The following is a 25,997-nucleotide window of genomic DNA, read 5'->3' as shown; positions in this document are numbered from 1 at the left end:
CCGCTGATCGTGATGACGATCGAGGACGACGGCGTCGGCTTCGACCCCGCTGCGCCGCGCAAGACGCAGTCCCTCGGACTCGCGGGCCTGCGCGAGCGGGCGCGCCTCCTGCGTGGCACCGTGGAGATCCACAGTGTGCCCGGCGCGGGCACGCGCGTCGTGGTGCGCATGCCTGGCGAGTGAAGGGCGAGCGCAGCATGGCGGCGGCTTGACGCGCCTCAACTGCCCGCCGTCGGGCAGGCGTTATCGTGCAACCACCCTCCAGGAGCCCCGCCATGCGACCCTCCCTGCGCCAGATCCTCGTTCACCTCGACCACGCAGACAACGTGCGTCCCCGGCTGGAGGCCGCCTGCGGCCTCGCGGCGCCACTCGGCGCACAAGTGACGGCGCTGTACGCGGCCACGCCTGCCATCACCGCGCTGCCCTACGGGCCCGACCTGAGCGGCGGCGTCGCCACGGTACTGCAGGAAATGGACGACCAGCGCCGTGACGCCGCGCGCGCGGCCTTCGCGGCCTTCCACTTCGAGGGCGGCCCCTTGCCCACCTGGGCGGAATCGCAGGACATCCCCGTCATCGGCGTCGTCGCGCAGCAGGCGCTGTTCGCGGATCTGCTGGTGATGGGGCAGCGTGATCCGGCCGCCAGCGGCCCGGCCCTGGTGCCCGGCGACTTCGTCGAGGCCGTGGTGCTCGCCAGCGGCAAGCCGGCGCTCGTGCTGCCCTATGTGGGCTGGCAGGGCCCCATCGGACAGCGGGTGGCGATCGCCTGGAAGGACACTGCCCAGGCCGCGCGTGCGGTCACCGCGGCGCTGCCGGTGCTGGCCCGTGCGCAGGCGGTGCAGGTGCTCGCCTGGGACGACGACGCCGCGCCGGCGGTGCAGGGCGACCGCCTCGACCTGGACAGTTTCCTGCGTGCGCACGGCATCACCGCGCAGTGGCACCGCGGCGGGGAGGCCCCCTCGGCGTTGGGCGAGTTGCTGCTCTCGCGTGCCAGCGACCTGGAGGCCGACCTGCTCGTCATGGGCTGCTACGGCCACTCGCGTGCCCGCGAGTGGGTGCTGGGTGGCACCAGCCGCACGCTGCTGCAGTCGATGACGCTGCCGGTACTGCTGGCGCACTGAGGCCGCCGGTGCCGGGTGGGGCGGCTTGGGCAGGCCGCTGCCGCGGCCTTGCGCGAGCCTGACACGCCTCGGACGATTCCTAGGCGGTCTCGGGCAGCACCCAGGGTGTGAATCGGCGCATTCCCAGGCCTCGAATCAGCCAGCGCCGATGGCCCGCGGCGCGCTGCGGGCGGATGATTCCATCCATGCCCTCGCGCACCGTCTCCCACCTGAAGGTCTTCCTCGCGGATGACTCGCCGGCCATCCGCCAGCGTGTCAATGCCCTGCTGGGATCCGCCGACATCGCGGTGGTCGGCGAGGCCGCGACGCCCCAGTCTTGCATCGACGGCATCCTGTCCAGCCACCCCGACGTGGTCGTGCTCGACGTCGCCCTCGAAGGCGGCAACGGGCTGCAGGTGCTGCGCGCCGTCCGCGCCGCGGACCCGGCGGTGGCCTTCGTCGTCTTCAGCAACAACTCCGGCCCCGCCTACCGGAAGCGCTACCTCGGCGAAGGCGCCGCGCGCTTCCTGGACAAGAGCACCGAATTCGACCAACTCGCGCAAGCGGTGGCCACGGCCAGCGGCCGGGCCGTTCATTGATGTACCCGCAGGAGAAAACCATGTCCGCAATCGCCAGCCCCGTCCGTCCCGCCGCCCCGGTGCGCTTCCTCGCGCGCCCGGAGCTCGCCACGGCCGCCAGCAAGCCCGCGCCGCTGAAGACCCAGTGCTCGACCTGCCACCTGAAGGACCTGTGCCTGCCTTGCGGACTGACCGGCACCGACGTCGCGCGGCTTGACGGGCTGATGTTCGGCCGCCGCCGCGTGAAGGAAGGCCAGCCGCTGTACCGCGAGGGCGACAAGTTCCAGTTCATCTACGCCGTGCGCAGCGGCACCTTCAAGTCGGGCATGACGCTCAAGGACGGCCGCGAGCAGGTCACCGGCTTCCAGATGGCTGGCGAGCTGATGGGCCTGGATGGCCTGGCCAACGGCGTGCACGCCACCTCCGCCACCGCGCTGGAAGATGCCGAGATCTGCGCCATCCCGTATGCACACCTGAGCGAGCTGGCCACCACCAGCACCGACCTGCAGCACGTGATCTCGCGCCTGATGAGCCGCGAGATCGTGCGCGAGCACAGTCTGATGATGCTGCTGGGCAGCATGAACGCCGAGGAGCGCCTCGCCGCCTTCCTGCTGAACATCTCGCAGCGCATGAAGGCCCGCGGCTACTCGGCCAACGAGTTCCACCTGCGCATGTCGCGCGCCGAGATCGGCAGCTACCTGGGCATGAAGCTGGAGACGGTCAGCCGCACCTTCAGCGCCTTCCAGCAGCAGCGCCTGCTGGAAGTGGACAAGAAGCACGTGCGCATCCTCGACCTGGACGGCCTGACGCGCGCCTTCGAAGCCCGCGTGCAGTAGCCTCGCGTGACGTGCCGCGGCGGCTCACGGGACTACCCTCCGTCCTGACGGACTGCGGGATTCGCCTTCGGAACGGCCGTGCGGCTCATGCCCCGTCGCGCCCCAGCTGCCGCAGCCGCTCGAACCATTTCGCGGCATCGGCCGGCGTGAGCTGGCCCACCTGGCCCACCAGCGTCTCGTGGACCGGGGCTATGCCCACGAAGCCGAGGATGTTGCGCTCCAGCGACTTCACGCTGTGGGCGCGGAAATACCAGCGATACACCAGCGCCGGCATGCCCATGGTGACCACCACCCGGGCCGAACGGCCAGTGAGCCCCTTGCGGGTGAAGGCATCGCGCGGTCCGTCACCTGAGAAGGCGAAACCGGGTCGCGCCACCTGCTCCAGGAAGCCCTTCAGCACGGCCGGCATGTCGCCGAGCCAGAGCGGAAAGAACAGCACCAGGTGCTCGGCCCAGGCGATCTCCTGCTGCGCGGGCACCAGCGTGGGCGGCACCGGATCGTGCTCCCAGGCAGCCTGGCTGCGCAGCAGCGGAAAGTCGATGCGCGCGACATCGAGCGTGCGCACCGTGTGACCGCCTTCCAGCGCGCCCTGGGCATAGGCTTCGGCCAGGGCGTGGCACAGGTGGCTGGTGCCGGCGTCGGGATGCCCCTGGATCACGAGGATGCGGCGTCCGCTCATTCAGGGCTCCTGGAAGGAAGGGCGGCGGCCAGCAGCGGCGCCATGGGAATCGCGTTGGTCGGATGGGGCACCGTGTCGCAGGTGACGAGCCGGGTCACGCCCGCCGCGCGCAGCGTGTCCTCGGCGTCGCTGTTGCACAGGGCATGCACGCCCACGCAGATCGGCGCGGCGGCGCCCGCTTCGATCAGCGCGCGCGCGGCCGCCGCCAGCGTGCGGCCGGTGGAGACGATGTCGTCCAGCAGCACCGGCGTGCGGCCGCGCCAGTCCGGTACCTCCCGGAACGCGACCGCCACGTCGTGGTCGCCGAAGCGCTGCTTGTCCAGCACCGTGAAGGGCGCGCCGATCCGCGAGGCCACGCTCTCGACCCACTGCGCGCTCTCGCTGTCCGGCCCTACCAGCAGGGGCAGCGGCACCTCGCGGCGCAGCCAGTCGGCCATGGCCGGCGCCGCGCGCAGGGCGCGGGCGTCGATGGGATAGATCGCGTCCAGGCTGGCGATGCGGTGCAGATGCGGATCGATGGTGAGCAGGGCGTCGACATGCGCCGACACCACGGCGGCGAAGGTGTGCGACGTGACCGCCTCGCCGGCACGGAAGCGCATGTCCTGCCGCATGTACGGCAGGTAGGGCGCCACCAGCGTGACGCGGGTGGCGCCCAGCTCGCGCGCCGTGTCCGCCGCGAACAGCAGCGGCAGCAGCTTGGCATCCGGCTCGTGCAAGTGGGCCACCAGCACCACGTGGCGGCCCTGTACCGGCGCCTCCAGGCGCACCAGCGACTCGCCGTCCGGAAAGCGGTGCGTGGCCACGCTGGCCGCTTCGCCGCCGCAGCCGGCCGCGATGGCGGCCGCGAGCCCCTCGGAGCCGGGCAGGGCCAGCAGGAGCGGGCCTGGTTCAGTCGTCTTCAATGACATGAATGGTTTCCGCCTGCGAGGCGGCGTATTGCAGGGCGTAGGCCAGCTCGCCGGGCGATTCGGCGTGCAGGGTGAACAAGGGCTCGCCGCGTTCGACGAAGTCGCCGGGGCGTACGTGCAGGTCGATGCCGGCGCAGGCCGACTGCGGCGCGCCGGCCAGCTTGGCGATGCGTGCGAGCCGGCGGTTGTCGATGCCGATCACGCTGCCGCTGCGGGGCGCCGGTACCGGCTGCCGGTACGCGGCCACGGGCGGCTCGCGCAGGCCGCCCTGGGCTTCGCAGATCTCCTGGAACTTGCGCCAGGCGGAGCCGTCGCGCAGCACCTCGGCGGCGCGCGCCGCGCCTTCGCCCGCCGCGCAGGCGCCCCCGATCTCCAGCAGGGCGCCGGCCAGCAGCAGGGCGCGCTGTGACAGATCGGCAGGGGCGCCGGCTTCGCCGCGCAACACGGCCAGCACGTCCCGCGCCTCCAGTGCCGGGCCGATGCCGCAGCCCACGGGCGCCGTGCCGTCGGTCTGCATCACGCGCAGCTGCAGCCCCGTCACGCCGGCCACGCGTTCGAGCTGGCTGGCCAGGCGTTCGGCCGCCTCGCGGCTGCGCACCTTGGCCGTGGGGCCGACGGGCACGTCGATCAGCACATGGGTGGAGCCCGCAGCGATCTTCTTCGACAGGACCGAGGCGACGAGCTGGCCCTGGCTGTCCAGGTCCAGCGGCCGCTCCACGCGGATCAGCACGTCGTCCGCCGGACTCAGGCGCACCGAGCCGCCCCACACGATGCAGCCGCCGGTGCGCTCCACCACCCGCCGGATGGCCGGCACGTCCAGATCCACCGGCGCCACCGTCTCCATCGTGTCGGCGGTGCCGGCCGGCGAGGTGATCGCGCGCGAGGAGGTCTTGGGCATGCGCAGGCCGCACGCTGCCACGATCGGCACGATCAGCATGGTGGTGCGATTGCCCGGCAAGCCACCCACGCAGTGCTTGTCCATCACCGGGCCGCTGCCCCAGTCGATGCGCTCGCCGGCGTCGACCATCGCTCGGGTGAGGGCGATGGTCTCGTCGGCGTCGAGGCGGTCGCCGGCGCAGGCCGTCACGAAGGCGGCCAGCTGCAGGTCGGAGTAGCGGCCCGCCGCCACGTCGTCGATCACGCTGCGCAGGGCGCCGGGGGTGAGCTTGCGGCCGTACACCTTGGCCCGCACGTGGCCCAGCGACTCCAGCGGCGCGGGGTGCCGCGGCATCACCGTGTCGCCCTCGCGCGCCTGCAGCAGGCGCCAGGCGGCCTCCGAGAGGCCGGCCTCGCCCGGCTGCAGGAAGTCACCATGCACGACGTTGAGCGTGGCGACGATGTGCCGGCCGTTCAGGGCCAGCTCGACGCGCGACTGGGCCTCGAAGCCCTCCGAGTGGCACACGGGACAGTCGCGGTGCATGTAGAGCACCGGCTCCTGGTAGGTGTCGATGCCCATGCGGCGCAGACGCAGTCGCTGGACATCGGGGGTGGCGGGTTCGTTGGCATCCATGGTCATCCGTTGCGGCTCGGCCCAGGTCGCGCCCTGTCCGCATGGTGCCGGTACGGAACCGGCACCGGTTGATGTGGATCACACAGCGGGGCCCGGTGTCGGGCGATAGCATACGACTCATGAAATCCTCCTCGCTTTCCCTGCGCGCGGCACCTGCCGTGCTTGCCGCGGCCCTGCTGGCCGGTTGCGCCGCACCTCCTGGCCAGGAGAAGGAGCAGGCCGGTGTGGTGGCCGGCTCCATCATCGGCGGGCTGATCGGTTCGCAGATCGGCGGCGGCAGCGGGCGCGGCGCGGGCCTCGTCATCGGCATGGTGGCGGGCGCCGTGATCGGCGGCCAGATCGGCCGCTCCATGGACGAGACCGACCGCCTGAAGACGGCGCAGGCCCTGGAAACCCAGCGCACGGGTGAACCCGCGCGCTGGCGCAACCCCGATACCGGCCACGAGTACACCGTGGTGCCCACGCGCACGTACCAGCAGCAGCAATCGCCCTGCCGCGAGTACACGGTCGACGCGGTCATCGGCGGCCGCCCCGAAAAGGTCTACGGCACCGCCTGCCGCCAGGCCGACGGCAGCTGGAAGCAGATGCCCTGATCGGGGCAGGGGCGCGGCGTGACCGGTGTCACGCCGCCTGCGGGTTTGCCCGCAAGCCCGCGCGCGTCTTGACCCCGGTCAATCCTGGCCGGCCGGACGCCGGTTCCAATCGCGCCCATGGTATTGCCAGTCACCCAGCGGGCCTTCACCGAGCGCCATGCCGCATGGTTGCGCGCGGACGCCGAGGCCTGCGCGGCCGAGCGCGACATCGCGGCCGCGCTGGACCGCTATTGCGAAGGCCAGGGCTGCGCACCGCCACTGGCGCAGTCCGCGGCTGCACGGTGCCTGCGTCTGCGCGCCGGCGAAGCCTGGGGCGCGCTGCTGGCCGAGATCGACGCCGCGCGGCGTTGCCGGCCGCTGATCTGAACGCAGTCCGGTCGACCCCGGCTCACTGCACCGGCAGCAGCGCCACCTCCTGCGCCAGCTGCTTCGCCTCGGCGGCGTCGCCCAGCGCCGTGCCGCGCGTGCGCACCGCCGCCGCCGACGCGGCCATGCCGAGGCGGAAGGCATCGGAGGCGGTAGCTCCAGCCGCGATGCCGGCCACCAGCCCGCCCACCAGGCTGTCACCGGCGCCAATGGTACTGGCCACCGGCCCGGTCAGCGCCTGCGCGAACCAGGCCTGGTCCGCACCGACCAGCATCGCGCCCTCGGCGCCCAGGGACAGCGCCACCCACTGCGTGGCGCCTCGCGCCACCAGCGCCCGGCACGCCTGCAGGCGCGACGCGGGGTCGGGCAGTGGATGGCCCGTGAGCTCGGCCAGCTCCCGCAGGCTGGGCTTCACCAGGAACACCGGCGCCGCCAGGCCCGCCGCCAACGCCTCGCCGGAGGCATCCAGCACGCAGCGGCGTCCGGCTGCCGTGGCCGCGCGAGCGGCCTGCGCATAGAAGTCCATCGGCACGCCGGGCGGCAGGCTGCCACTGAGCACCAGCAGGTCTTCGCAGGGGTCGAGGGCTTCGCGCAGGCAGGCCTGCCATTCGGCTGGCGCGAGCGTCGGGCCGGGCAGCACGAAGCGCCAGTCGCGCGCATGGGCGTTCTCGTGCACATGGAAGCTCTCGCGGGTGTCCCCGGCGATGGGCAGCGCCGCGTGCGGCACCCCTTCGGCATCCAGCAGCTGGCCCAGGACGGTGCCCGACAGGCCGCCGGCCGGATAGACGGCCAGCACGGAGGCGCCCAGCCGGTGCGCCACACGGGCCACGTTGATGCCGCCCCCACCGGGGTGCCGCTGCACCTGCGTGCAGCGCAGCTTGTGCTCGGGTTCGACGTGCTCAGTGGTCGTGGAGACATCCACGGCCGGGTTCAGGGTCAGGGTGACGATGCGGGCCATGGCCGCATCGTAGTGGCCGCAGGGCCGCGCTCAGCGGCGGCCGACGGGCCGCTCGTGGATGGATTGGCAGGCCGTGCACAGTGTCGATGCCGGCATGGCCAGCAGGCGGCGCTCGTCGATGCGTTCGCCGCAGTCGAGGCACTGGCCATAGCTGCCATCCTCGATGCGCCGCAGGGCCTCGGCAATGGCGGTGAGTTCCTGCGTGGCATGGGCCGTGGTCACGTCTTCCAGCTGGGCCTGGGTCTCGCCGGCCGCCACGTCCTTGAAGTCCTGCACGTCGTGCGACTCGTCGGCGGCACCGACGGCCGTGCGTGCGGCGGTCTGCAGCAGCGTGCGCAACTCGGCCTGGCGCGCCGCGAGAAGGGCGGCGGCCTGCGTGGTCACGGACGAGGAGGCGGCGGTCTGGGTCATGGAGCGGGTCCTGGCGAATGGTCGGTGGAATCATTGTGAGCGGGCACCGCCTGGGGGTGGTTGATCTGGCGCAAGCGCGACCGGGGCGCGCGGGTTACCCTGCGGGCCATGAGCGTCCGTCATCTCGAAGCCCTGCTCGCGCCGAAGTCGGTCGCGGTGCTGGGCGTCTCCACGCGCGAGGGCAACCTCGGTGCCATCGTCCTGCGCAACCTCCGCCAGGGCGGCTTCCAGGGGCCGATCTGGCCCGTCAACCGCCGCGACGGCGAGATCGAGGGCCTGCGCCTCTGGCCCGATGTCGCCTCGCTGCCGGGCGTGCCGGACCTGGCCGTCATCTGCACGCCGGCCGCTGCCGTGCCCGGCCTGATCCGCGAGCTGGGCGAGAAGGGCACGCGCGCCGCCATCGTCCTGACCGCTGGCCTCAAGCAGCCGGCGTCGCCTGGCGGGCCGACCCTGGAGCAGGCCATGCTGGATGCCGCGCGGCCTTTCACGCTGCGCATCCTCGGGCCCAACTGCATCGGCGCGCTGGTCCCCGGCGTGGGCCTGAACGCCAGTTTCGCGCCGGGCTCGGCACAAGATGGGCAACTGGCCTTCGTCACCCAGTCAGGTGCGCTCGCCACCGCCATGCTCGACTGGGCCAACGGCCAGGGCATCGGCTTCTCGCACTTCCTGTCGCTGGGCGACAGCGCCGACGTCGACTTTGGCGACCTGCTGGACTACCTGGCGAGTGACGCCAAGACCCGCGCCATCCTGATGTACGTGGAGTCCGTCAAGGGCGCGCGCAAGTTCATGTCGGCCGCCCGCGCGGCGGCTCGCAACAAGCCGGTGATCGTGGTCAAGGCCGGCCGCGCGCCCGAAGGCGCGCGTGCCGCGGCCTCGCATACCGGTGCCATGGCCGGCTCGGACGCCGTGTTCGACGCGGCCGCGCGCCGTGCCGGCATGCTGCGCGTGCACAGCCTCGACGCGCTGTTCGAGGCGGCGCGCACGCTGGCCGGGCGCGTGCCCTGGCGGGGGGACCGGCTGGCGCTGCTCACCAACGGCGGCGGTGCCGGCGTGCTGGCCGCCGACGCACTGGCGCTGGGCGGCGGCCGCCTGGCCGAGCTGTCGCCGGAGACGATCGCCGCACTCGATGCGGTGCTGCCGGCCACGTGGTCACGCGGCAATCCGGTGGACATCATCGGTGACGCGCCGGTCGAACGCTACGAGAACGCGATGCGCGTCCTCATGGCAGCGCCGGAGGTGGATGGGCTGCTGTTCATGCACGCGCCCACCGCCATCGTGCCGGCGCCGGCCATCGCGCAGGCGTGCCTGCCGCTGCTGGCCGACGCCTCCAAGCCGGTGCTGTCGTGCTGGCTCGGCGGCCCGTCGGTGCTGGCGGCGCGCCAGGCCTTCACGGCCGCCGGCCTCTCATGCCACCCGACACCCGAGCACGCCGTCGACGGCTGGCTGCAACTGGTGCGCTATCACCAGGGTCAGCAGGCGCTGCTGGAACTGCCCGATGCCGACCCGGTCGACCAGGCGGTGGACGTGGCCGGTGCGCGCGCGATCCTTCAGGCCGCGTTGCGCGACGGGCGCGAATGGCTGGACGAGGCGGACGCCAAGGCGGTGCTGGTCGCCTTCGGCATTCCCACCGTCCCCACCCGGCGCGTGCAGGATGCGGAAGAGGCCGTGCGGGCCGCGCAGCAGCTCGGCTTCCCGGTGGCGCTGAAGATCGTCTCGCCCGAGATCACGCACAAGTCCGACGTCGGCGGCGTCGTTCTCGACCTCCACTCCGAGGAGGAGCTGGTCGCAGCGGCAGCTCGCATGCGCCAGCTCGTGGCGCGGGACCGTCCGCAGGCCCGCGTGCTCGGCTTCACGGTGCAGTCCATGGTGCGCCGGCCGCGCGCGCGGGAGCTCATCGTGGGCGTGGCGTCCGATCCCGTGTTCGGCCCGGTGCTGCTGTTCGGCGCCGGCGGCACGGCGGTGGAACTGCTGGGGGACCGCGCGGTGGGCCTGCCGCCGCTGAACGCGGCGCTCGCCGACCATCTGGTGGAGGGCACGCTGGTGGGCCGCCTGCTCGCCGGCTACCGCGGCGAGGCAGGCGCCGACCGCGCCGCGGTGCGCGACGTGCTGCTGCGCGTGTCGCGCATGGCCTGCGAACTGCCCGAGCTGGCCGAGCTGGACATCAACCCGCTGCTGGCCGATGCGCAGGGCGTGGTGGCGCTCGACGCGCGTGTGCGCCTGCGCCAGCCGGTGCCGGGCGAGGTCAGTCGCCTGGCGCTGCGTCCTTACCCGCGGCAGCTGGAGCAGCTTGCGACGCTCGCGGGGCGCACCCTGCAGATCCGGCCGATCCGCCCCGAGGATGGGTCGCGCATGGCAGACTTCTACGCCGTCGCCCCCGCGGAGGACCTGCGGTTGCGCTTCTTCTTCACCCGGCGCGAAGTCCCGCGCAGTGAACTGGCCCGCTATTGTCAGATCGACTACGACCGCGACATGACCTTCGTGGCGATCGAGGGAGACCGCATGGTGGGCGAAGTGCGCGCCGTGTGCGACCCCGACAACGAGGAGGCCGAGTTCGCGATCCAGGTGCACGCGGACTGGCAGCGGCAGGGCCTGGGGCGCCTGCTCATGGGGCGCCTGCTGGAGTACCTGCGTGCGCGCGGCACCGGTGCGGTGGTCGGCAGCTGCCTGGCCGAGAACGGCGGCATGCTCTCGCTGGCGCGCAGCATGGGCTTTGCCACGCGGCTGCTCGCCGATGGCACCTGGGGCATGCGGCTGCCGCTGCGTCCGGGGCCGCCTGCCACGGGTGGCGCGTAGGTGACAGGGGGCGGGACGGGCCAATACGTTGGTAATAGGCCTTCACGCGAACGGCCCGATTTTTACAATTTCAGCGTTGGGAAAGCGGGCCGAAACACGTAATCACCGTTGTAACGAAATGCATTTGTCGCTAAGGTCAGGCGCATGCCTGTCCATTCGTACGAGGCAGATGCGCAATTCCCGGCAACGGAGGCGGCGCCGCTGGACGATGTCCCCACGTCGCCGGCTGCACCGGTCGAGGAACGGCACCCTCGGGGCCCTGAGGCGACCATCGCCACGTTCATGTATGCGCGCCTGCACAACTTCGGCGCCGCCTGCCATTGCATGTCCGGCCAGGAGCTCACCGCCTTCGTCAACGACGTGCGGCGCTGCCTCTCGTCTTCCGCGCTGAAGCTCGGCGGCGAGGTCGCCCAGCGCCGCCCTGATTCCGTCCTGCTCGTCTTCTCCAACCGGCCCGATGACGCCTTGCCGGACCATGCCAAACGGGCGCTGCACGCGGCCATCCTCACGGTGCACGACACGGTGCTGCTCGCTTCGCGCCTGGCTGCCACCGTGCCGGGCCTGCCGCCCCTGTCCATGGCCATCGGCGTTCACCTGGGCGCCGGTGAGGTGACGCCGCGCACCGGCAAGAACCAGAGCCAGGGCACGGTGCAGGCGGTGGGCGAGGCAGTCGAGATCGCCCGCCTGCTGGAGGTCGCCGCGGCCGACCTGCAATGGAACATCGTGGCCTCGGGCCCCACGCGGCAGGCCGCCGGCTCGCGCGTGGACAGCGGCCGCGCCGCCTCCATGGGCCTGCCGGACGACACCTTCCTGGACGTGATCGAGATCACCGGCCTCGTGCCGCGGCCGGGCTCCACCACGCCGGCCAGCCACTACGAGGCCCTTCGCAACTCGCTGAAACGCAACCAGCAGATGGCGCGCAGCGCGGTCGGCCAGGCCATGGGCACCACGGCCGCGCCACTGAACGCCGGGGGCCACCTGCTGATCGAGGGCTACCGCCTGCTGCGCAAGCTGGGGGAGGGCGGCATCGCGTCCATCTTCCTGGCCCAGCCGGTGGCCGGCGGTCCGCAGCAGGTGCTGAAGGTGCTGCGCCTGGACAACCCCGAAGGCATGATGGGCCTGCAGCGCTTCATGCAGGAGTTCGCGCTGCTGGCGCAGATCGACCACCCGAACGTGGCGCACATCTTCCGGCAGGACTTCACCGCCGGCAACGCCTACATCGCCATGGAATATTTCCCGCAGGGTGACCTGCGGGCCCGCATGAAGCGCGCGCTGGACCCGGGCATCGCGCTGTACTACATCCGCCAGATCGCCGCCGGCCTGGAGGCGATCCACCAGGTGGGCATCGTCCACCGCGACCTGAAGCCCGACAACGTGATGGTGCGCGCCGACGGCATGGTGGCCCTGGCCGACTTCGGCATCGCCAAGCAGGTCGAGATGTGCATCACCGACACCGGCGCCGGCGAGATCGTGGGCACGCCCTACTACCTGAGCCCGGAGCAGGCCATGGGCCGGCCGGTGGATGCGCGCTGCGACCTGTACAGCCTGGGGGTGATGGCCTACGAGATGCTCGCCGGCAGCAAGCCCTTCTACGCCGGGACCGCTCAGGAACTGCTGCAGATGCACGTGGATGCACCGGTGCCGCGCCTGCCGGCTGCGCTGGCCCACTTCCAGCCCGTGATCGACCGCATGATGGCCAAGGACCCGGCGCAGCGCCAGGCATCGGCCACGGCCCTGCTGCAGGAACTGGAGTCACTGTGATCCGGGAACCGTCGCCCCTTGCCGGCCGCGTGGCGGGCTATGCCATCGAAGGCATTGCCGGGCGCGGCCGGGGCTCGGTCGTGTACATCGCCCGCGAGCCGCGGCTTGCGCGCCGTGTCGCGCTCAAGGTCGCCACGCAGCGCCAGTTGCTGGCGGCGCGCGGCGAGTCTGATTTCGCGCGGGAATCCGCGGCGGCGGCGGCAGCCAGCCATCCGGGCCTGCTGCGGGTGTGGGCCCACGGCACGGCCGGCGATTCGCGCTGGCTGGCAAGCGAGCATGCCGCAGGCGGCAGTCTCGCGGCCATCCCCTTGCCGCTGGCGCCCGCGCGGGTGCATGCCTTCCTGCTGCAGGCGGCCGAGGCACTCGCGGCCCTGCACGCGGCCGGCTGGGTGCATCGCGACGTGAAGCCAGCCAATCTGCTGCTGCGCGCCGACGGCTCGCTGGCGCTGGCGGATTTCGGCTGTGCCGCCCCTGCGGGCACGGCCGTGCCCCCGGGGCGGCTCGTCGGGTCACCCGCCTATGCCGCGCCCGAGCAGTTGCGTGGCGCGCCCGCCGCGCCGTCGGCCGACATCCATGCGCTGGGCGCCGTGGCCTTCCAGCTGCTCACCGCGCGCCTGCCCTGCAGCGGCGAGACGCTGCAGGAAATCGCGGCCCAGCATCTGTGCGCGCCGCTGCCTTCCCTGCCACCCGCGCTGGCGGCCTGGCAGCCGCTGCTGCATGCCCTGCTGGCCAGGGACCCATCGGCGCGCATCGCCGACGGCCCGGCCCTTGTCCAACGACTGCGGCGCGAAGAGCGCCTGCTTCTCCACACGGCCAGCCCTTGCAGTCGGGCCGGTGCCGGGGACCTGCCTTGAACCTGAACGAACAATACCTGGTCGACGTCATCGGCTTCAACGACGTCGAACGCTCGATGCTCTCGAGCATCTTCGCCCTGGCCGCACGCCGGGACCCGGGCTTTGCCCAGTACCAGCCCGGCACCCCGGGCCGCATGCCGGACATCTACCTGGTCGACGCCGACAGCGCCGAGGCGCTGGCCGAGTTCCGCGCCCTGCACAAGCGCACCGGCCTGCCCGCCGTGCTGGTCGGCCAGCGCGACCACGGCACCGGCTTCACGCTGCTGCCGCGGCCGCTGCAGTGGGCGCGCCTCCTGCAGGCACTGGAGGACATCCTCGCGACGGGCGACGAAGCCCAGATCGTCATGCCCACACCGGCACCGGAAACCACCCAGTCCCTGCGGCGCAGCATGCCGGGCGCCGCGCTGCGGTCCAACTCGCCGAGCGCCGTGCCGGACGCCGCGGCGGGCAAGCGCATGCTGGCGGACACGGTGCTGGTCGTCGACGACAACGCCACCGTGCGGGCCTTCATGCAGGCCAAGCTGGCACCGTACGGCTTCGAGGTCGACTTCGCCGAGACCGGCGAGGAGGCCGTGGGCCTGTCGGGCCAGCATGACTACACCTGCGTGTTCCTCGATGTGGTGCTGCCCGGCATCGACGGCTACCAGGTGTGCAAGCTGATCAAGTCGAACAAGCAGGCCATCAAGAAGACGGCGGTGGTGATGCTGACCAGCCGCAGTTCGCCCTTCGACAAGTTGCGCGGGTCGCTCGCCGGCTGCGACGAATACCTCACCAAGCCGCTCGACGAGGACCGCCTGCTGGAGGTCATCGCCAAGTTCCTGCCCGGCAGCCGCCGGCACCACGAGCGCCACGCGCAGAAATGAGCGCCATGAGCAAGGCGATCCTGGTGGTGGACGACACGCGCTCGATGCGCAAGATGGTCTCGGCGGTGCTGGCCGGCGCCGGCTATGACGTGGCTGAGGCCGGCGACGGCGTCGAGGCGCTCGAACTGGCCCGGACGCGCCAGTTCGACCTGGTCGTGACCGACCACAACATGCCCCGCATGGACGGCGTGACGCTGGTGCGCGAGCTGCGCCGGCTGCCGGTGTATGACACCGTGGCGCTCATCGTGCTGTCCACCGAAGTCGACCCGGCGCTCAAGCAGCGCGGCCGCGAGGCGGGCGCCACCGGCTGGATGGCCAAGCCCTTCGATCCCCAGCGCATGCTGGACATCGTGGCCCAGTTCGTCTGACCGCCATGTTCAACGCCGGCAGCCCCATCGGCGACCCCCATGCCTACCGCGCGATCTTCTTCGAGGAGACGCAGGACCACCTGGCCCAGGTCGAGGCCATCCTGCTGCGCCTGCACCCGGGCGAGGCCGCGCCGGAAGACCTGAACGCGATCTTTCGCGCGGTGCACTCGATCAAGGGCAGCGCCGCCATGCTGGGCTGCGCCGACATGGCAGCCCTGGCGCACCTGCAGGAGAACCTGCTGGATGTGCTGCGCAAGGGCGAGCGCCTGGTGGAGCGCGGCGACGTGCAGGCCCTGCTGAAGGCGGGCGACACCCTGCATGCGCAGGCGCTGTGCCATCGCGGCGCGATCAGCCAGGCACCCGACAGCGCACCGGCCGAGTCCGCCCTGCGCGAACAGATCGCGCGTCCGCGCCTCGGTGCCGCCGGGCCGGTGACGGGCCCGGTGCGTCGCACCTTTGCCGTGGCCCTGGGGCCGCTGGAGGCGCCCATCGCCGACGAAGAGCTGGAGATGATGCTCACCGGCCTGCGCGAGATGGGCTACGTGAGCGGCACCGAGATCGAGAACGTGGCCGGCGGCCTGGTGTCCTTCCAGGTCGAGCTGGAAGGCACGGCCATGGATCTGCAGAGCGTGCTGGCCTTGCTGGTCGCACCCGAGCTGGTGCTCATCGAGCAACTGGACGCCACCGCTGGCGCCACGCCGGCGGCGGTCACCAGCGAAGCGCCGCCCGTCATGGCCCCCGCCGCCCCTTCGCCCACGCCGGGCCATGCCGAGTCTGGCTCAGCGGACGAATTCTTCGTCGACCCGCAGGAGTTCCGGCGCCGCCGAGAGGCCGCTGTAGCGGCGCGCAGCGAAGAGAGCGCCGTGGCGCCACCCCTCGCGCCCGTCGCGCCCGTCGCGCCCGAGGCGGCCGCCGTGCTGCCGGCCGTGCCTGGCGAATCCGCGTTGGCGCCCGCGCTGGACGACGTGCTGGCCCCGGGCCGCGCGGACACCGGCTACATCCGCGTCTCGGTCGAGAAGATCGACCTGCTGGTCAACCTGGTGGGCGAGCTGGTGATCACCGAGGCCATGCTCACCCGTTCGGGCGCCCTGGCCGGCGTCAACGGCCAGGCGCGCCAGCTCGAAGGCGGCCTCGCCGACCTGTCGCGCCATACGCGCAACCTGCAGGAGGCGGTGCTCGCCATCCGCATGCTGCCCATCGCCAATGTCTTCGCCCGCTTTCCGCGCCTGGTACACGAGCTGTCGGAACGGCTGGGCAAGCAGGTGGACCTGCGCTTCACCGGCGAGGCGACCGAGCTGGACCGCGGCCTGATCGAGAAGATCTCCGATCCCCTCACGCACCTGGTGCGCAACGCGGTGGACCACGGCCTGGAGACGCCCGAGGCGCGACGCGCCGCCGGCAAGCCCGAGACGGGCAGCCTGCGCCTCAAGGCCAGCCAGCGCGGCGGCAACATCGTGATCGAGGTCAGCGACGACGGCCGCGGCCTGGACCGCGCGAAGATCCTCGCGCGTGCGGCGGCCCAGGGCATGGCCATCGCCCCCGACGCCGACGACCAGACCGTCTGGCAGCTGATCTTCGAGGCCGGCTTCTCCACCGCCGACGAGGTGACCGATGTGTCCGGCCGCGGCGTGGGCATGGATGTCGTCCGGCGCAACATCCTGGCGCTGGGCGGCGCCATCGACCTCCAGTCGCGGGCCGGGCAGGGCACCACCGTCACCGTGAGCGTGCCGCTCACCCTGGCGATCATGGAGGCCATGACGGTGGGCATCGGCGGCCAGGTCTACGTGCTGCCCCTGGCCACCGTGGTCGAGTCGCTGAGTGTCGAGGCCGGCGCGCTGCACACGCTGCCAGGGCAGGGTGACACCCTGCGCGTGCGAGAGGAATACCTGCCCGTCATCCACCTGGCCCGGGTCTTTCCGCCGCCCGACGGCGCCACCGGCACCGGCGCGATCGCCGTCATCGTGGAGGCCGACGGCACCTACGCGGCGCTGCTGGTGGACGAACTGGTCGGCCAGCAGCAGGTGGTGGTGAAGAGCCTGGAAGCCAATTTCCGCCGGGTGCCCGGCCTGTCCGGCGCCACCGTCATGGGCGACGGCTCGGTGGCGCTGATCCTGGACGTGAGCCACATCGTGCGCCGCTCCGGCGGCCGGCGAGAGGCCGTGCGGGCGAGTGGCTGAGCGGGACCGATCGAATGCAGAAACGCGGCCACCGAGCCGCCCCACGTTGAGGAGAAGCCGACCATGCAGCAACACGGATACCGCGCGAGCTGGCAGCCCGACCAGGCCGCCACCAAGGCGGACCTGCGCGAGTTCCTGACCTTCCGGCTCGGTGCCGAGAGCTACGGCATCGCGATCCTGAAGGTGCAGGAGATCCGCGGCTACGAGCAGCCCACGGCCATCGCCAACGCGCCGGCCTTCATCAAGGGCGTGATCAACCTGCGCGGCGTGATCGTGCCCATCCTCGATCTGCGGGTGAAGTTCCAGCTGCCGATGGCCAAGTACGACGAGTTCACCGTGGTCATCATCCTCAACGTCGCCTCGCGCGTCGTCGGCGTGGTGGTCGACTCGGTGTCGGACGTGCTCTCGCTGCCGGCCGAGGCGATCCGCCCGACGCCCGAGTTCGCCTCCACCACCTTCGACACGCGCTACATCACCGGCCTGGCCACCGTGGAGGAGAACCTGCTCATCCTGCTGGACATCGAGAAGCTGCTCACCGGCGCCGACATGGCGCTGGTCGACTCGGCGGTGCATTGAAGGGGGCGCGCAATGACGAAGTACTCCGCTGAATTCGTGCTCCATGCGTTGTTCGCGGCGCTGCTGGCCATGGTGGCGCTCGCCTGCGGCGTGGGGTGGTGGGCCCTGCAGCAGGCCGGTGCGCCCCCGGCCGTGACGGAATCCGCCGGCTGGGCCATGGTGGCAGTGTGGCTGGCCACGGTGGGCGTGTGCTGGTTCTTCCGCTGGTGGATCCGCGCCGCCAACGTGGGCCCGCTGCGCATGGCCAACAAGCTGGTGCAACGCATCGCCGACGGCGACCTGACGGGCAACGTGGAAGGCATGGACGCCCTGCACACCCGCAAGCTGGCCGAGAACCTGAACCGCATGACGGCCAACCTGCGCAACCTGGCGGTGGAGGTGACGCGCAGCGCGCGCATGGTGGCCGACACCAGCACGCAGATCGCCCAGGGCAACCTCGATCTCTCGCAGCGGACGGAGGAACAGGCGACCACGCTGGAAGAGACGGCCAGCTCGATGGAGCAACTCACCTCCACGGTCGCGCACAACGCCGACAACGCACGCCAGGCGAGCCAGCTGGCGGTGAGCGCCTCTGACGTGGCGCGGCGCGGCGGCCAGGTGGTGGGGCAGGTGGTTTCCACCATGAACGACATCAGCCAGTCCTCGCGGCGGATCGGCGACATCATCGGCGTGATCGACGGCATCGCCTTCCAGACCAACATCCTGGCGCTGAACGCCGCGGTGGAGGCGGCGCGTGCCGGTGACCAGGGCCGCGGCTTCGCGGTGGTGGCCGCCGAGGTGCGCAACCTCGCCCAGCGCAGCGCCGCCGCTGCCAAGGAAATCAAGACCCTGATCGGGGAGTCGGTCGGCCGCGTGGAGGCGGGCACCAAGCTCGTGAACAACGCGGGCGCCACCATGCAGGAGATCGTGGACTCGGTGAAGAAGGTGAGCGACCTGATTGCCGAGATCGCCGCCGCCAGCCAGGAGCAGAGCCAGGGCATCGGCCAGGTGAACACCGCCGTGGCCCAGATGGAGCAGGTGGTGCAGCAGAACGCCTCGCTGGTCGAGGAGGCCACGGCCGCCACCGAGGCCATGAAGGACCAGGCCCTGCGGCTGCTGGAACTGGTGTCGCGTTTCCGAGTGAGCGATGCGCCGGCACCTGCCGCGCCCCGACCGGCCACGCTGACGCCGCTGCATCCCACCGGCCCGCGCGCCGCGCCCGCACCCGCGCCTGCCGGGGGTGCCGCGCGGGCCCGCGCCGGATCGGCCTTGCCCCCGGCGCCTGCGGCAGCCCTGGGCAATGCACCCCGCCGGCCGCAAGGCACCGGCAGCGACTGGGAAGAGTTCTGAACCGGGCCGCGGCCCGCCGCGGCTCGCCCTGCGCCATGCGCCCCACCGACACCGCCGCCTTTGCCGCCCTGGCTGGCGATCCCGTGCTGGCGATCGAGCGCGCCGAGTTCGACCGGGCGCGCCGGCTCATCAGCGAACTGGCCGGCATCCAGCTCAGCCCGCACAAGCGGCAGATGGTGCACAACCGGCTGTCGCGCCGGCTGCGGGCGCACGGCATGGCCTCGTTCGGCGCCTACCTGGACCTGGTGGAACGCGACCCGCGCGAGCGCGAGGCCTTCGTCAACGCGCTCACCACCAACCTCACCGCCTTCTTTCGCGAGCCTCATCACTTCGAGTTGCTGGCCGCGCTCGCCGCCGAGCACGGGCGCGCACAGCGGCGTCCCCTGCGCGTGTGGTGCTCGGCCTGCTCCACCGGCGAGGAGGCCTGGTCGATCGCGATGACGCTGCGCGAGGCGGGCTGCGCCGCCGAGGTGCTGGCGAGCGACATCGACACCGATGCGCTGGAGACCGCCGCCGGCGGCGTCTATCCCGCCGAGCGGGCGGCGGCGCTCTCCGCGGCACGGCGCCGCCAGCACCTGCTGCGCGGCGTGGGGGCCAACGAAGGCTGGGTCACGGTGCGGCCCGAGCTGCGGCCCATGGTGCGCTTTGCCCAGCTCAATCTGCAGTCGGCGGAGTGGCCGCCGATGGAGCCCTTCGACGTGGTGTTCTGCCGCAACGTGGTGATCTACTTCGACCGCGAGGCGCAGCGCCGCCTGCTGGAGCGCTTCACCCGCGTGCTGCGCGCGGGCGGCCTGCTGATCGTGGGCCACGCGGAGAGCTTCCCCGCGACGCACCCGGCCTTCCGGGCGTGCGGGCGCACCGCCTACCGTTTCGAGCCCGCGTCATGACCGGCGGCACGCTGCATCCCTCGGCGCCCGCGCGCTTCTTCGACCGCGACCTGCAGGTCGAGACGGTGAAAATCCTGCCCGGCCAGTATCACGCCGCGCGGGGCGAGGGCTCCATCTCCACCGTGCTCGGTTCCTGCGTGGCGACCTGCCTGTGGGATCCGGTGGAGCGCATCGGCGGCATGAACCACTTCATGCTGCCGGGCGACGCGGCACCGGCCAGCTCCCCCTGGGCGGTGTCCGCGCGCTTCGGCGTGTATGCGATGGAGGTGCTGATCAACGAGATGCTGCACCTGGGCGCGGACCGCCGCCGCCTGGTGGCCAAGGCCTTCGGCGGCGCGCGCGTGCTGCAGGGCTTCGGCACCCTGGACGTGGGCCGCCGCAACACCGAATTCGTGCTCGCGTTCCTGCAGGAGGAGGGCATCCGCCTCGTCGCGCAGGACCTGCTGGGCGTGGCACCGCGCAAGATCCACTTCTTCCCGGCCACCGGCAAGGTGCAGCTGAAGCGCCTGCACCTGCAATCCGGCGACGTACTGGAAAGCCAGGAGCGCGAGTACCTCTCGCGCCTGGGCGAGGCCGGTGGCGGCGACGTCGAGATCTTTCCCCCGAGGCGGCGATGATCAAGGTGCTGGTCATCGACGATTCGGCCCTGATGCGCGCCTTCCTGGCGCGCGTGGTCGGATCGCAGCCCGACATGACGCTCGCCGGCGTGGTGCCGGATGCGCGGCTCGCCTTCGACCGCGTGCGCCGCACCGCGCCCGACGTGCTGACGCTGGACGTGGAGATGCCGGGCATGAACGGCCTGGATTTCCTGCGCCACCTCATGGCCGTGCGTCCGCTGCCGGTGATCATGATCTCCTCGCTCACCCAGCAGGGCGCGGACACCACCCTGCGCGCGCTGGAACTGGGCGCAGTCGACTTCTTTCCCAAGCCGGCGGACTTCCGGGCGCTGGACACGCTGGTGGACGAGATCGCCGAGAAGATCCGTGCCGCGGCCCAGGCCCGCGTGGCGCGGCGGGGCGCGGCTTCGACACCGGCCGCGCCGGCCCCGCCCGCGGTGTCGAGGCTGCCCGCCGCGGGGCCGGCGGTTTCAGCCGGCGCGACGGTGATCGGCATCGGCGCCTCCACGGGCGGGGTGGAGGCCTTGCGCGCCATCCTCACCCGCCTGCCGGCGGACATGCCGCCGATCCTGGTGGCGCAACACATGCTGCCCGGATTCACGGAGGCCTTTGCCCGGCGCCTCGACGCCATCTGTGCCCTGCGGGTGAAAGAAGGCACCGACGGCGAGGAGGTGCGCGAAGGCACGGTGTACGTGGCGCCAGGCGGGCGCCACCTGCTGCTGGTCCGCCGCGCGCAACGCTACCTGCTGCGCGTGACCGAAGACCCGCCGGTGAACCGCCACCGACCCTCGGTGGAGGTGCTGTTCCGCTCCATGGTGGACGCCGCAGGTGCCGCCAGCATCGGCGTCATGCTCACCGGCATGGGGGGCGACGGCGCGGAGGCGTTGCTCGCCCTGCGTCAATGCGGCGCCCGCACGCTGGCGCAGGACGAGGCCAGCAGCGTCGTGTTCGGCATGCCCCGGCAGGCCATCCTGCTCGGGGCCGCTGGCGAAGTGGTGGCGCTGCAGGCCATGGCGCCCCGTCTGCGTGAGCTGGCCCTGCCAGCCGCGCGTGGGGCCGCCCCGGCGGCTGGCGGCAGCAGACCGCCATCGGAAGAAGACATTCGTTGAGGAGATCCCTGTCATGAACCCACGCGACTTCCTGAAGGGCGCCACGCTCTCGGCGCGGCTGCTGATGGCCTTTGCCGTTGTCATCGCGCTGCTCGTCGCGGTGGCCGCCCTGGGCCAGCGGCAGCTGAGCGGCCTGAACCAGCAGGTGGACCTGCTGGCCAACAACCGGGTGCCGCAGGTGATCGCGGCGGGCCGGCTCGAGGCCTCGGTGCAACTGGCGGGCCGGCACATGCAGACCGTCTTCGTGCTGGTCGACGAAGCCGAGGTCAAGGCGGAACTGAAGGCGCTGCGTGACAACCGGGCCGCGCTCATGACGCAGCAGCGCCAGCTGGCCCAGCTGGTGCAGGAGGCCAAGGGCAGGGCGCTGCTGCAGCAGGTGGAGCAGGCCGGCCGTGCCTACCTGGAGGCGGAGGAGGCGTTCTCACGCTTCGGCGAAGCCGGCCAGATGGAGGAGGCCAAGACGGTGCTGCTGATCCAGGGGCGGCCGGCGCAGGCCGCCTATGTCCAGGCGATTGCCCGGCTCGGCGGACACGTGCAGGAGGAAGCGCGCGAGATGGCGCGTCAGTCCGCCGCGCGCTACCAGGGCAGCCTGGTCACCTTCGGCATCGCCACGCTGGTCTGCGTGGTTGCCGGCTGCTTGGTGGCCCTGATGCTCGCACGCGGCCTGCGGCGCCAGCTCGGCGGCGAGCCGGCCTATGCCACCGACGTGGTGACGCGCGTGGCCGGCGGTGACCTCACCGTGGACGTGAAGCTGGCGGCGGGCGACCGCGCCAGCCTGCTGTATGCCATGCGCGAGATGGTCGGCAGCCTGCGCCAGATGCTGGGTGACACGGCGCGCGGCGCGCGGGCGGTGGCGGACACCAGCGCCCAGATCGCGCAGGGCAACGTCGATCTGTCGCAGCGCACCGAGGAGCAGGCCAGCACCCTGGAGGAAGCGGCCAGCTCGATGGAGGACCTGACGACCACGGTCGGCCAGAACGCGCGCAACGCGCAGAAGGCGAGCCAGCTCGCAGCCTCGGCGGCCGACACGGCCCGTAAGGGCAGCGAAGTGGTGGACGAGGTGGTGACCACCATGGACCAGATCCTGGATGCCTCCAAGAAGATCGCCGACATCATCGGCGTGATCGACGGCATCGCTTTCCAGACCAACATCCTGGCACTGAACGCGGCGGTCGAGGCCGCCCGCGCCGGCGACCAGGGGCGCGGCTTCGCGGTGGTGGCGGGCGAGGTGCGCAACCTGGCGCACCGCACGACGGTGGCGGCCAAGGAGATCAAGGCGCTGATCGCGGATTCCGCCGGCAAGGTCGAAGCCGGTTCGGCCCGGGTGGATGAAGCCGGGCACACGATGGTGGGCGTGGTGCTCTCCATCGAGAAGGTGAACCACCTGATCGCGGAGATCGCGGCCGCCAGCCAGGACCAGAGCGGCCGCATCGGCCAGGTCACCACCGCCGTGCAGCAGATGGACCGCGTGGTGCAGCAGAACGCCGCCCTGGTGGAAGAAGCCGCCGCCGCGACCGAATCGATGAAGGATCAGGCCGGCCAGCTGCTGGCGGTGGTGTCGCGGTTCAAGCTCGATGCGGGGTTGGCGGGCGCGGTGCCGACGGAACTGCATCCGTTGGGGCCTGAGCCTGCTGGGGCGGCCGGTACGGCGGGGGATGCGCCGGCTGCGCTGGAAAGTCAGGGTGCGACGACCTATCTACCGGGGCGGTGAAAGGATGATGTGAGCGAGGAAGGTCATCGCGGGTGCGGTAAGCCTTTGACGCGCAAACAGATTTCGCCAACTAAGGTTGAAATGACCTTCTAAACGATAAACGTCAACTAGGCTAGATCGTACCCAGAAGAGCTTATTGGCGCCCGAATCCCGCCAAGGCAGGTAATTGCCCCTCAATTCGCGCCGGCCGCGGGGCGGTACTCGTTTAGCGGGGGCACCACTCCAATCCACCTGCGGCGATGGCCCCAAATGGGTCCGCGCCGAGGTACGCGGACAGTCCAAGCCTTGTCTCTATGACCAGCCCCTTCCGGGACGACTCGTGCACTTCAACCCGTCCGAAGCAGGCGGCAAGATAGTCCGCTCCGTCTGGCTGAAGGAGCTGCATCCCTGGATCGAGGTTGTTGCCGGAAACCCGCTCCATGGCCGTCAAGAGATGGAGGTGGTAGCGGTGCAACAACCCATCGAGTTCGGCTTGGCGCATGTCCTGCAGCGCCCGGGTCAGGCCCTGTCGGGACTCCTTGAGGCCGGTCGCAATGTGCACCCAATCGTCGTCCTCATCGAAACCAGCAGGATCCGAGATCACCACCTTGACAGTGTCCGTCATCGCGGGAAAGGGATAGTGCCGCTCCCGAAGCTCTCGAAGTTCGACGCGATCCGTTGGTCTTGGGTCCAAGAGCCGCCAAACGGGTTCGTTAAGCACCTCAAACGCCTCAGGCGCGTAGAGCGTCGCGTGATAGAGCCATTGCGCGGCGTTGGCCGGATCCGTGGCCAGCGTCGGCAACTTCTTCTCAATGTCCGGCTCGCCGAGGTTTTCCATCCGGTTGAAGACTCCACAGCGCTCGCCGAGGTCTAGCCCATACGCGTCCAGCAGGAGCGACTCCAGTTCGTAGGGTTTCGTCGCGCCTGTTTCTTCCAACAGGGCCCTCAGGACGGCCTTGGTTTTCCATCGCTGAACCGTTCGATGGGCCCGATATTCGACTGGGGTCGCCAGCAAAGGCCGAGGGACCAAGTCGATGATCCGTTCGGGGAGAACCGACCGAGAAAAGGCGTTGCTGAACAAGTATTACTGTGGAAATGGCCTGTCGATTCCAACTGGACAGGCATGTTGCGCGGTTCGTACTCTGCGCTACTTACCGGTAATTGCTCAATGATGCCCAAACTCGGCGCTGAAAACCAAGCCCAGGTCGAAGGAGACCTCCTGGGTGGTGCACCCTTGCGCGAGGCCCTTGGGTTCAGGACCGGAGAGGCGTTCCGAGCGGCAGCCCGCAGCGGTCGGCTGCCTATCAAGCTGGTCAAGATCGAAGGGCGCCGCGGCTGGTTCGCGCGTGCCCAGGATGTGAAGAACTGGAAGGCGGCGGTTCTGGCCAGGCTTGGCCCGTTCGAAGCCGCAGGAAGGAGCGGGGACGAGGACAAGAACTAGCCAACGTCCGTAGACCGCCAAACGGAAAACGCCGCACGGCAAGCCGGGCGGCGTCGTCACTTCTTTCAGGTTGGGGAACCTTGAGATGTAGTGTCGACGCACTGGGCGGGGCTGTCAAGCCCCCTGAGGTCAGGCCGCGCCATGGAACGGGCGGTCGGGGATCGAGGACGCGATCCCCAGAGCGTGCGGCGCCGCTGGCGGCGCCGAAATGAACCATCCGTGGAAAGCAGCTCGCTGGCTGGCGAAGTAGTGGCTGCGCCATGGGCCTTCGACACACATCTCATCATGAAATCAGGCATCACCCGCTGGGGCGGTCGTGCAGGACGCTACGCCGAGTTTCCCGGCGCCGTCAGTCGCTGCTTCGATCCCATTTCCCAACAACACGTCCAGTTCGCATACGCGTACGAATATGAGGCGTGGCTGCAGGCGCGCTGCGACCAAGACACTGCGGCGATCACGTTGAAGACGACGCCGATAGCCGGCGAAGTCGACGGGCGACCGTGCTCCGCCAAGGCGACGTTCGTTGTCACGAGCCGTCGCACCGGCGTCCAACGCCTGCACCTTGTCTGCAAGAGCATCGACAAGGCGAAAAGCCGCATCCTCGCGCTCAAGCGGGTGGCGCGCTCCATGGATGCCGAGGTGGTCATCACGACCTTGGCGCAGGTCCGCGCCCGAGTGGATGTGTTCTGGCGAATGGAGCTGCTGCGCCAAGCGGGAACGATTCACGAAGGCGAGGGCATCGATCTGGACATGCGAATTGCCGCGGCCCTCCAAAGCGGAGACACCCACCGCGAGCGCCTGGTTGCGGACTTGAACGTCTCGCCGCAGCTCCTGGATGCCCGGCTGTTCTGGATGCATTGCCATGCACTGCTGCGCCTGGACCTTTCGCAGGACAACTACCGCGTGCACGGCATGCAGGAGGCCCTGTCATGAACGAGGCACGCAAAGAACTGCGCCGCTTGGCGTTCTACCTCGCTATCCCTAGCGCCTGGCGGGACATTTCCAACTGGCCCGCGGTGGCTCCCCACACCGTGGCCGACCCCACCGACAGGGCACGTCTTGTGGCGCTGACCAAGGCCGCCACGGCATTTCTGAAACAGGAACCGTTTCGCCAAGTCAAGAAGCTGGCTGGGGTGAGCGAAGCGCAGTTCTTCCACCTGATGGAGCGCGCGCTCGGGGCGCAGGCCGGTACCGACCAAATTTGTGGCACCCGGGCTTTCGTGCGCAATCTCGTGCAAGAACCTCGTGAGCGCAAGGCTCCTGCCGGCAAGACGAGCAAATACGGCGGCTATTCGGGTCTGTTCAAGAAGCTGCGCAAGGACCGCCCGCAGATCTTTGAGCGGATGACCGAGTTCCTCAACGGCAAGGACCGCCCGAACACGGTCACGCCTCACCTTATGCAGGTGAAGTTCGTCGAAGTCTGCAAGGCCGACGGTCTTACCGAGGCCGACTACCCCCTGAATACGAACAGCAAGGGCGCGGGCCCGCTGCATGACTGGTATCCTGGATCCGTGACCTCCCCAGCGTAGGCCTTCACCCTGCGGGTGAAAAGTTGCTGTTCTGACGCGTCCGGTGTTAACCGAAACTGGGGTTGAT

General features: G+C 70.8%; 27 protein-coding genes. 21 read left to right on the top strand and 6 right to left on the bottom strand.

The genetic code is table 11. The features are described from left to right. From ACE3T5_RS14435 to ACE3T5_RS14420, 4 genes are all read left to right on the top strand, one after another. Positions 1-183 (top strand): ATP-binding protein (locus ACE3T5_RS14435; protein WP_374668757.1); only part of this gene is annotated, 183 nt, incomplete at its 5' end. A gap of 92 nt (positions 184-275) precedes the next feature. Next, positions 276-1,118: a universal stress protein gene (locus ACE3T5_RS14430; RefSeq protein ID WP_374668756.1), complete on the top strand. Its 843-nt coding sequence runs from the start codon at positions 276-278 to the stop codon at positions 1,116-1,118. Between the two features lie 185 nt (positions 1,119-1,303). Beyond that, positions 1,304-1,696, top strand: a complete 393-nt coding sequence (locus ACE3T5_RS14425) for a response regulator transcription factor (RefSeq protein ID WP_374668755.1) — start codon at positions 1,304-1,306, stop codon at positions 1,694-1,696. Positions 1,697-1,716: 20 nt separating this feature from the next. Continuing rightward, on the top strand, positions 1,717-2,511 hold the full coding sequence (locus tag ACE3T5_RS14420; RefSeq protein WP_374668754.1) for a helix-turn-helix domain-containing protein: 795 nt from the start codon (positions 1,717-1,719) through the stop codon (positions 2,509-2,511). An 85-nt stretch (positions 2,512-2,596) separates the two neighbouring features. Here the strand turns inward: ACE3T5_RS14420 and ACE3T5_RS14415 are convergent, their stop codons facing one another. Genes ACE3T5_RS14415 through ACE3T5_RS14405 form a run of 3 tightly spaced genes read right to left on the bottom strand, consistent with a single transcriptional unit; the run spans position 2,597 to position 5,608 of the window. Continuing rightward, positions 2,597-3,190: an NAD(P)H-dependent oxidoreductase gene (locus tag ACE3T5_RS14415; protein ID WP_374668753.1), complete on the bottom strand. Its 594-nt coding sequence runs from the start codon at positions 3,188-3,190 to the stop codon at positions 2,597-2,599. Continuing rightward, positions 3,187-4,092 (bottom strand): ribose-phosphate diphosphokinase, encoded by a 906-nt coding sequence (locus ACE3T5_RS14410; protein WP_374668752.1) that lies wholly within the window; start codon positions 4,090-4,092, stop codon positions 3,187-3,189. Before ACE3T5_RS14410 ends, ACE3T5_RS14415 begins: the two co-directional genes overlap by 4 nt. After that, the gene (locus ACE3T5_RS14405; protein ID WP_374668751.1) at positions 4,079-5,608 is read right to left on the bottom strand and encodes a thymidine phosphorylase family protein; all 1,530 of its coding nucleotides are present in this window, start codon (positions 5,606-5,608) and stop codon (positions 4,079-4,081) included. Before ACE3T5_RS14405 ends, ACE3T5_RS14410 begins: the two co-directional genes overlap by 14 nt. Positions 5,609-5,727: 119 nt before the next feature. On the opposite strand from ACE3T5_RS14405, the gene ACE3T5_RS14400 reads away from it, so the two are divergent. Beyond that, positions 5,728-6,201: an RT0821/Lpp0805 family surface protein gene (locus tag ACE3T5_RS14400; RefSeq protein WP_374668750.1), complete on the top strand. Its 474-nt coding sequence runs from the start codon at positions 5,728-5,730 to the stop codon at positions 6,199-6,201. A gap of 117 nt (positions 6,202-6,318) precedes the next feature. Further along, on the top strand, positions 6,319-6,567 hold the full coding sequence (locus tag ACE3T5_RS14395) for a hypothetical protein (RefSeq protein WP_374668749.1): 249 nt from the start codon (positions 6,319-6,321) through the stop codon (positions 6,565-6,567). A gap of 22 nt (positions 6,568-6,589) precedes the next feature. Here ACE3T5_RS14395 and ACE3T5_RS14390 read toward each other — a convergent pair whose 3' ends face one another. Both ACE3T5_RS14390 and ACE3T5_RS14385 read right to left on the bottom strand, forming a co-directional pair. Then, complete coding sequence (locus ACE3T5_RS14390) at positions 6,590-7,525, bottom strand: 1-phosphofructokinase family hexose kinase (RefSeq protein WP_374668748.1); 936 nt, start codon at positions 7,523-7,525, stop codon at positions 6,590-6,592. 30 nt (positions 7,526-7,555) lie between these two features. After that, entirely contained in the window at positions 7,556-7,936 is a 381-nt protein-coding gene (locus tag ACE3T5_RS14385; protein ID WP_374668746.1) for a TraR/DksA family transcriptional regulator, read from the bottom strand. A 108-nt stretch (positions 7,937-8,044) separates the two neighbouring features. Here ACE3T5_RS14385 and ACE3T5_RS14380 point away from each other — a divergent pair, with 108 nt between their 5' ends. The 12 genes from ACE3T5_RS14380 to ACE3T5_RS14325 all read left to right on the top strand — a co-directional run bounded on the left by ACE3T5_RS14380 (position 8,045) and on the right by ACE3T5_RS14325 (position 22,981). After that, entirely contained in the window at positions 8,045-10,729 is a 2,685-nt protein-coding gene (locus ACE3T5_RS14380) for a GNAT family N-acetyltransferase (RefSeq protein ID WP_374668745.1), read from the top strand. A 282-nt stretch (positions 10,730-11,011) separates the two neighbouring features. Continuing rightward, on the top strand, positions 11,012-12,490 hold the full coding sequence (locus ACE3T5_RS14375; RefSeq protein ID WP_374668744.1) for a protein kinase: 1,479 nt from the start codon (positions 11,012-11,014) through the stop codon (positions 12,488-12,490). Next, positions 12,487-13,344 carry a serine/threonine-protein kinase gene (locus ACE3T5_RS14370; protein ID WP_374668743.1) on the top strand — a complete coding sequence of 286 codons (858 nt, stop codon included), beginning with the start codon at positions 12,487-12,489 and terminating at the stop codon, positions 13,342-13,344. Before ACE3T5_RS14375 ends, ACE3T5_RS14370 begins: the two co-directional genes overlap by 4 nt. Beyond that, complete coding sequence (locus tag ACE3T5_RS14365) at positions 13,341-14,207, top strand: response regulator (RefSeq protein ID WP_374668742.1); 867 nt, start codon at positions 13,341-13,343, stop codon at positions 14,205-14,207. The genes ACE3T5_RS14370 and ACE3T5_RS14365 overlap by 4 nt, the downstream gene beginning before the upstream one ends. A gap of 5 nt (positions 14,208-14,212) precedes the next feature. Next, positions 14,213-14,575, top strand: coding sequence for a response regulator (locus ACE3T5_RS14360; protein WP_374668741.1), 363 nt, complete (start codon positions 14,213-14,215; stop codon positions 14,573-14,575). 5 nt (positions 14,576-14,580) lie between these two features. Further along, positions 14,581-16,752: a chemotaxis protein CheA gene (locus ACE3T5_RS14355; protein WP_374668740.1), complete on the top strand. Its 2,172-nt coding sequence runs from the start codon at positions 14,581-14,583 to the stop codon at positions 16,750-16,752. Positions 16,753-16,815: 63 nt separating this feature from the next. Next, positions 16,816-17,328 (top strand): chemotaxis protein CheW, encoded by a 513-nt coding sequence (locus tag ACE3T5_RS14350; RefSeq protein WP_374668739.1) that lies wholly within the window; start codon positions 16,816-16,818, stop codon positions 17,326-17,328. 12 nt (positions 17,329-17,340) lie between these two features. Then, positions 17,341-18,657 carry a methyl-accepting chemotaxis protein gene (locus ACE3T5_RS14345; protein ID WP_374668738.1) on the top strand — a complete coding sequence of 439 codons (1,317 nt, stop codon included), beginning with the start codon at positions 17,341-17,343 and terminating at the stop codon, positions 18,655-18,657. Positions 18,658-18,692: 35 nt separating this feature from the next. Next, positions 18,693-19,544, top strand: coding sequence for a protein-glutamate O-methyltransferase CheR (locus ACE3T5_RS14340; protein WP_374668737.1), 852 nt, complete (start codon positions 18,693-18,695; stop codon positions 19,542-19,544). Continuing rightward, on the top strand, positions 19,541-20,161 hold the full coding sequence (gene cheD, locus ACE3T5_RS14335) for a chemoreceptor glutamine deamidase CheD (RefSeq protein WP_374668736.1): 621 nt from the start codon (positions 19,541-19,543) through the stop codon (positions 20,159-20,161). The genes ACE3T5_RS14340 and cheD overlap by 4 nt, the downstream gene beginning before the upstream one ends. Beyond that, positions 20,158-21,270, top strand: coding sequence for a chemotaxis response regulator protein-glutamate methylesterase (locus tag ACE3T5_RS14330; RefSeq protein WP_374668735.1), 1,113 nt, complete (start codon positions 20,158-20,160; stop codon positions 21,268-21,270). Before cheD ends, ACE3T5_RS14330 begins: the two co-directional genes overlap by 4 nt. A gap of 13 nt (positions 21,271-21,283) precedes the next feature. Beyond that, a complete protein-coding gene (locus ACE3T5_RS14325; protein ID WP_374668734.1) occupies positions 21,284-22,981 on the top strand; it encodes a methyl-accepting chemotaxis protein in 1,698 nt (565 codons plus the stop codon). 205 nt (positions 22,982-23,186) lie between these two features. Here the strand turns inward: ACE3T5_RS14325 and ACE3T5_RS14320 are convergent, their stop codons facing one another. Continuing rightward, a complete protein-coding gene (locus ACE3T5_RS14320) occupies positions 23,187-23,897 on the bottom strand; it encodes a hypothetical protein (protein ID WP_374668733.1) in 711 nt (236 codons plus the stop codon). Between the two features lie 231 nt (positions 23,898-24,128). On the opposite strand from ACE3T5_RS14320, the gene ACE3T5_RS14315 reads away from it, so the two are divergent. The 3 genes from ACE3T5_RS14315 (at position 24,129) to ACE3T5_RS14305 (ending at position 25,930) form a co-directional block, all read left to right on the top strand. Next, positions 24,129-24,401 carry a hypothetical protein gene (locus ACE3T5_RS14315; RefSeq protein WP_374668731.1) on the top strand — a complete coding sequence of 91 codons (273 nt, stop codon included), beginning with the start codon at positions 24,129-24,131 and terminating at the stop codon, positions 24,399-24,401. 285 nt (positions 24,402-24,686) lie between these two features. Next, positions 24,687-25,334, top strand: coding sequence for a hypothetical protein (locus ACE3T5_RS14310; protein WP_374668730.1), 648 nt, complete (start codon positions 24,687-24,689; stop codon positions 25,332-25,334). Continuing rightward, on the top strand, positions 25,331-25,930 hold the full coding sequence (locus ACE3T5_RS14305) for a hypothetical protein (protein WP_374668729.1): 600 nt from the start codon (positions 25,331-25,333) through the stop codon (positions 25,928-25,930). Before ACE3T5_RS14310 ends, ACE3T5_RS14305 begins: the two co-directional genes overlap by 4 nt. Positions 25,931-25,997: the final 67 nt, after the last annotated feature.

It is taken from the genome of Ramlibacter sp., assembly GCF_041916345.1.
GTDB lineage: Bacteria > Pseudomonadota > Gammaproteobacteria > Burkholderiales > Burkholderiaceae_C > Ramlibacter.
Note: the sequence above shows the minus strand (reverse complement) of the source record. Positions and strands in the feature narration are given on the sequence as shown.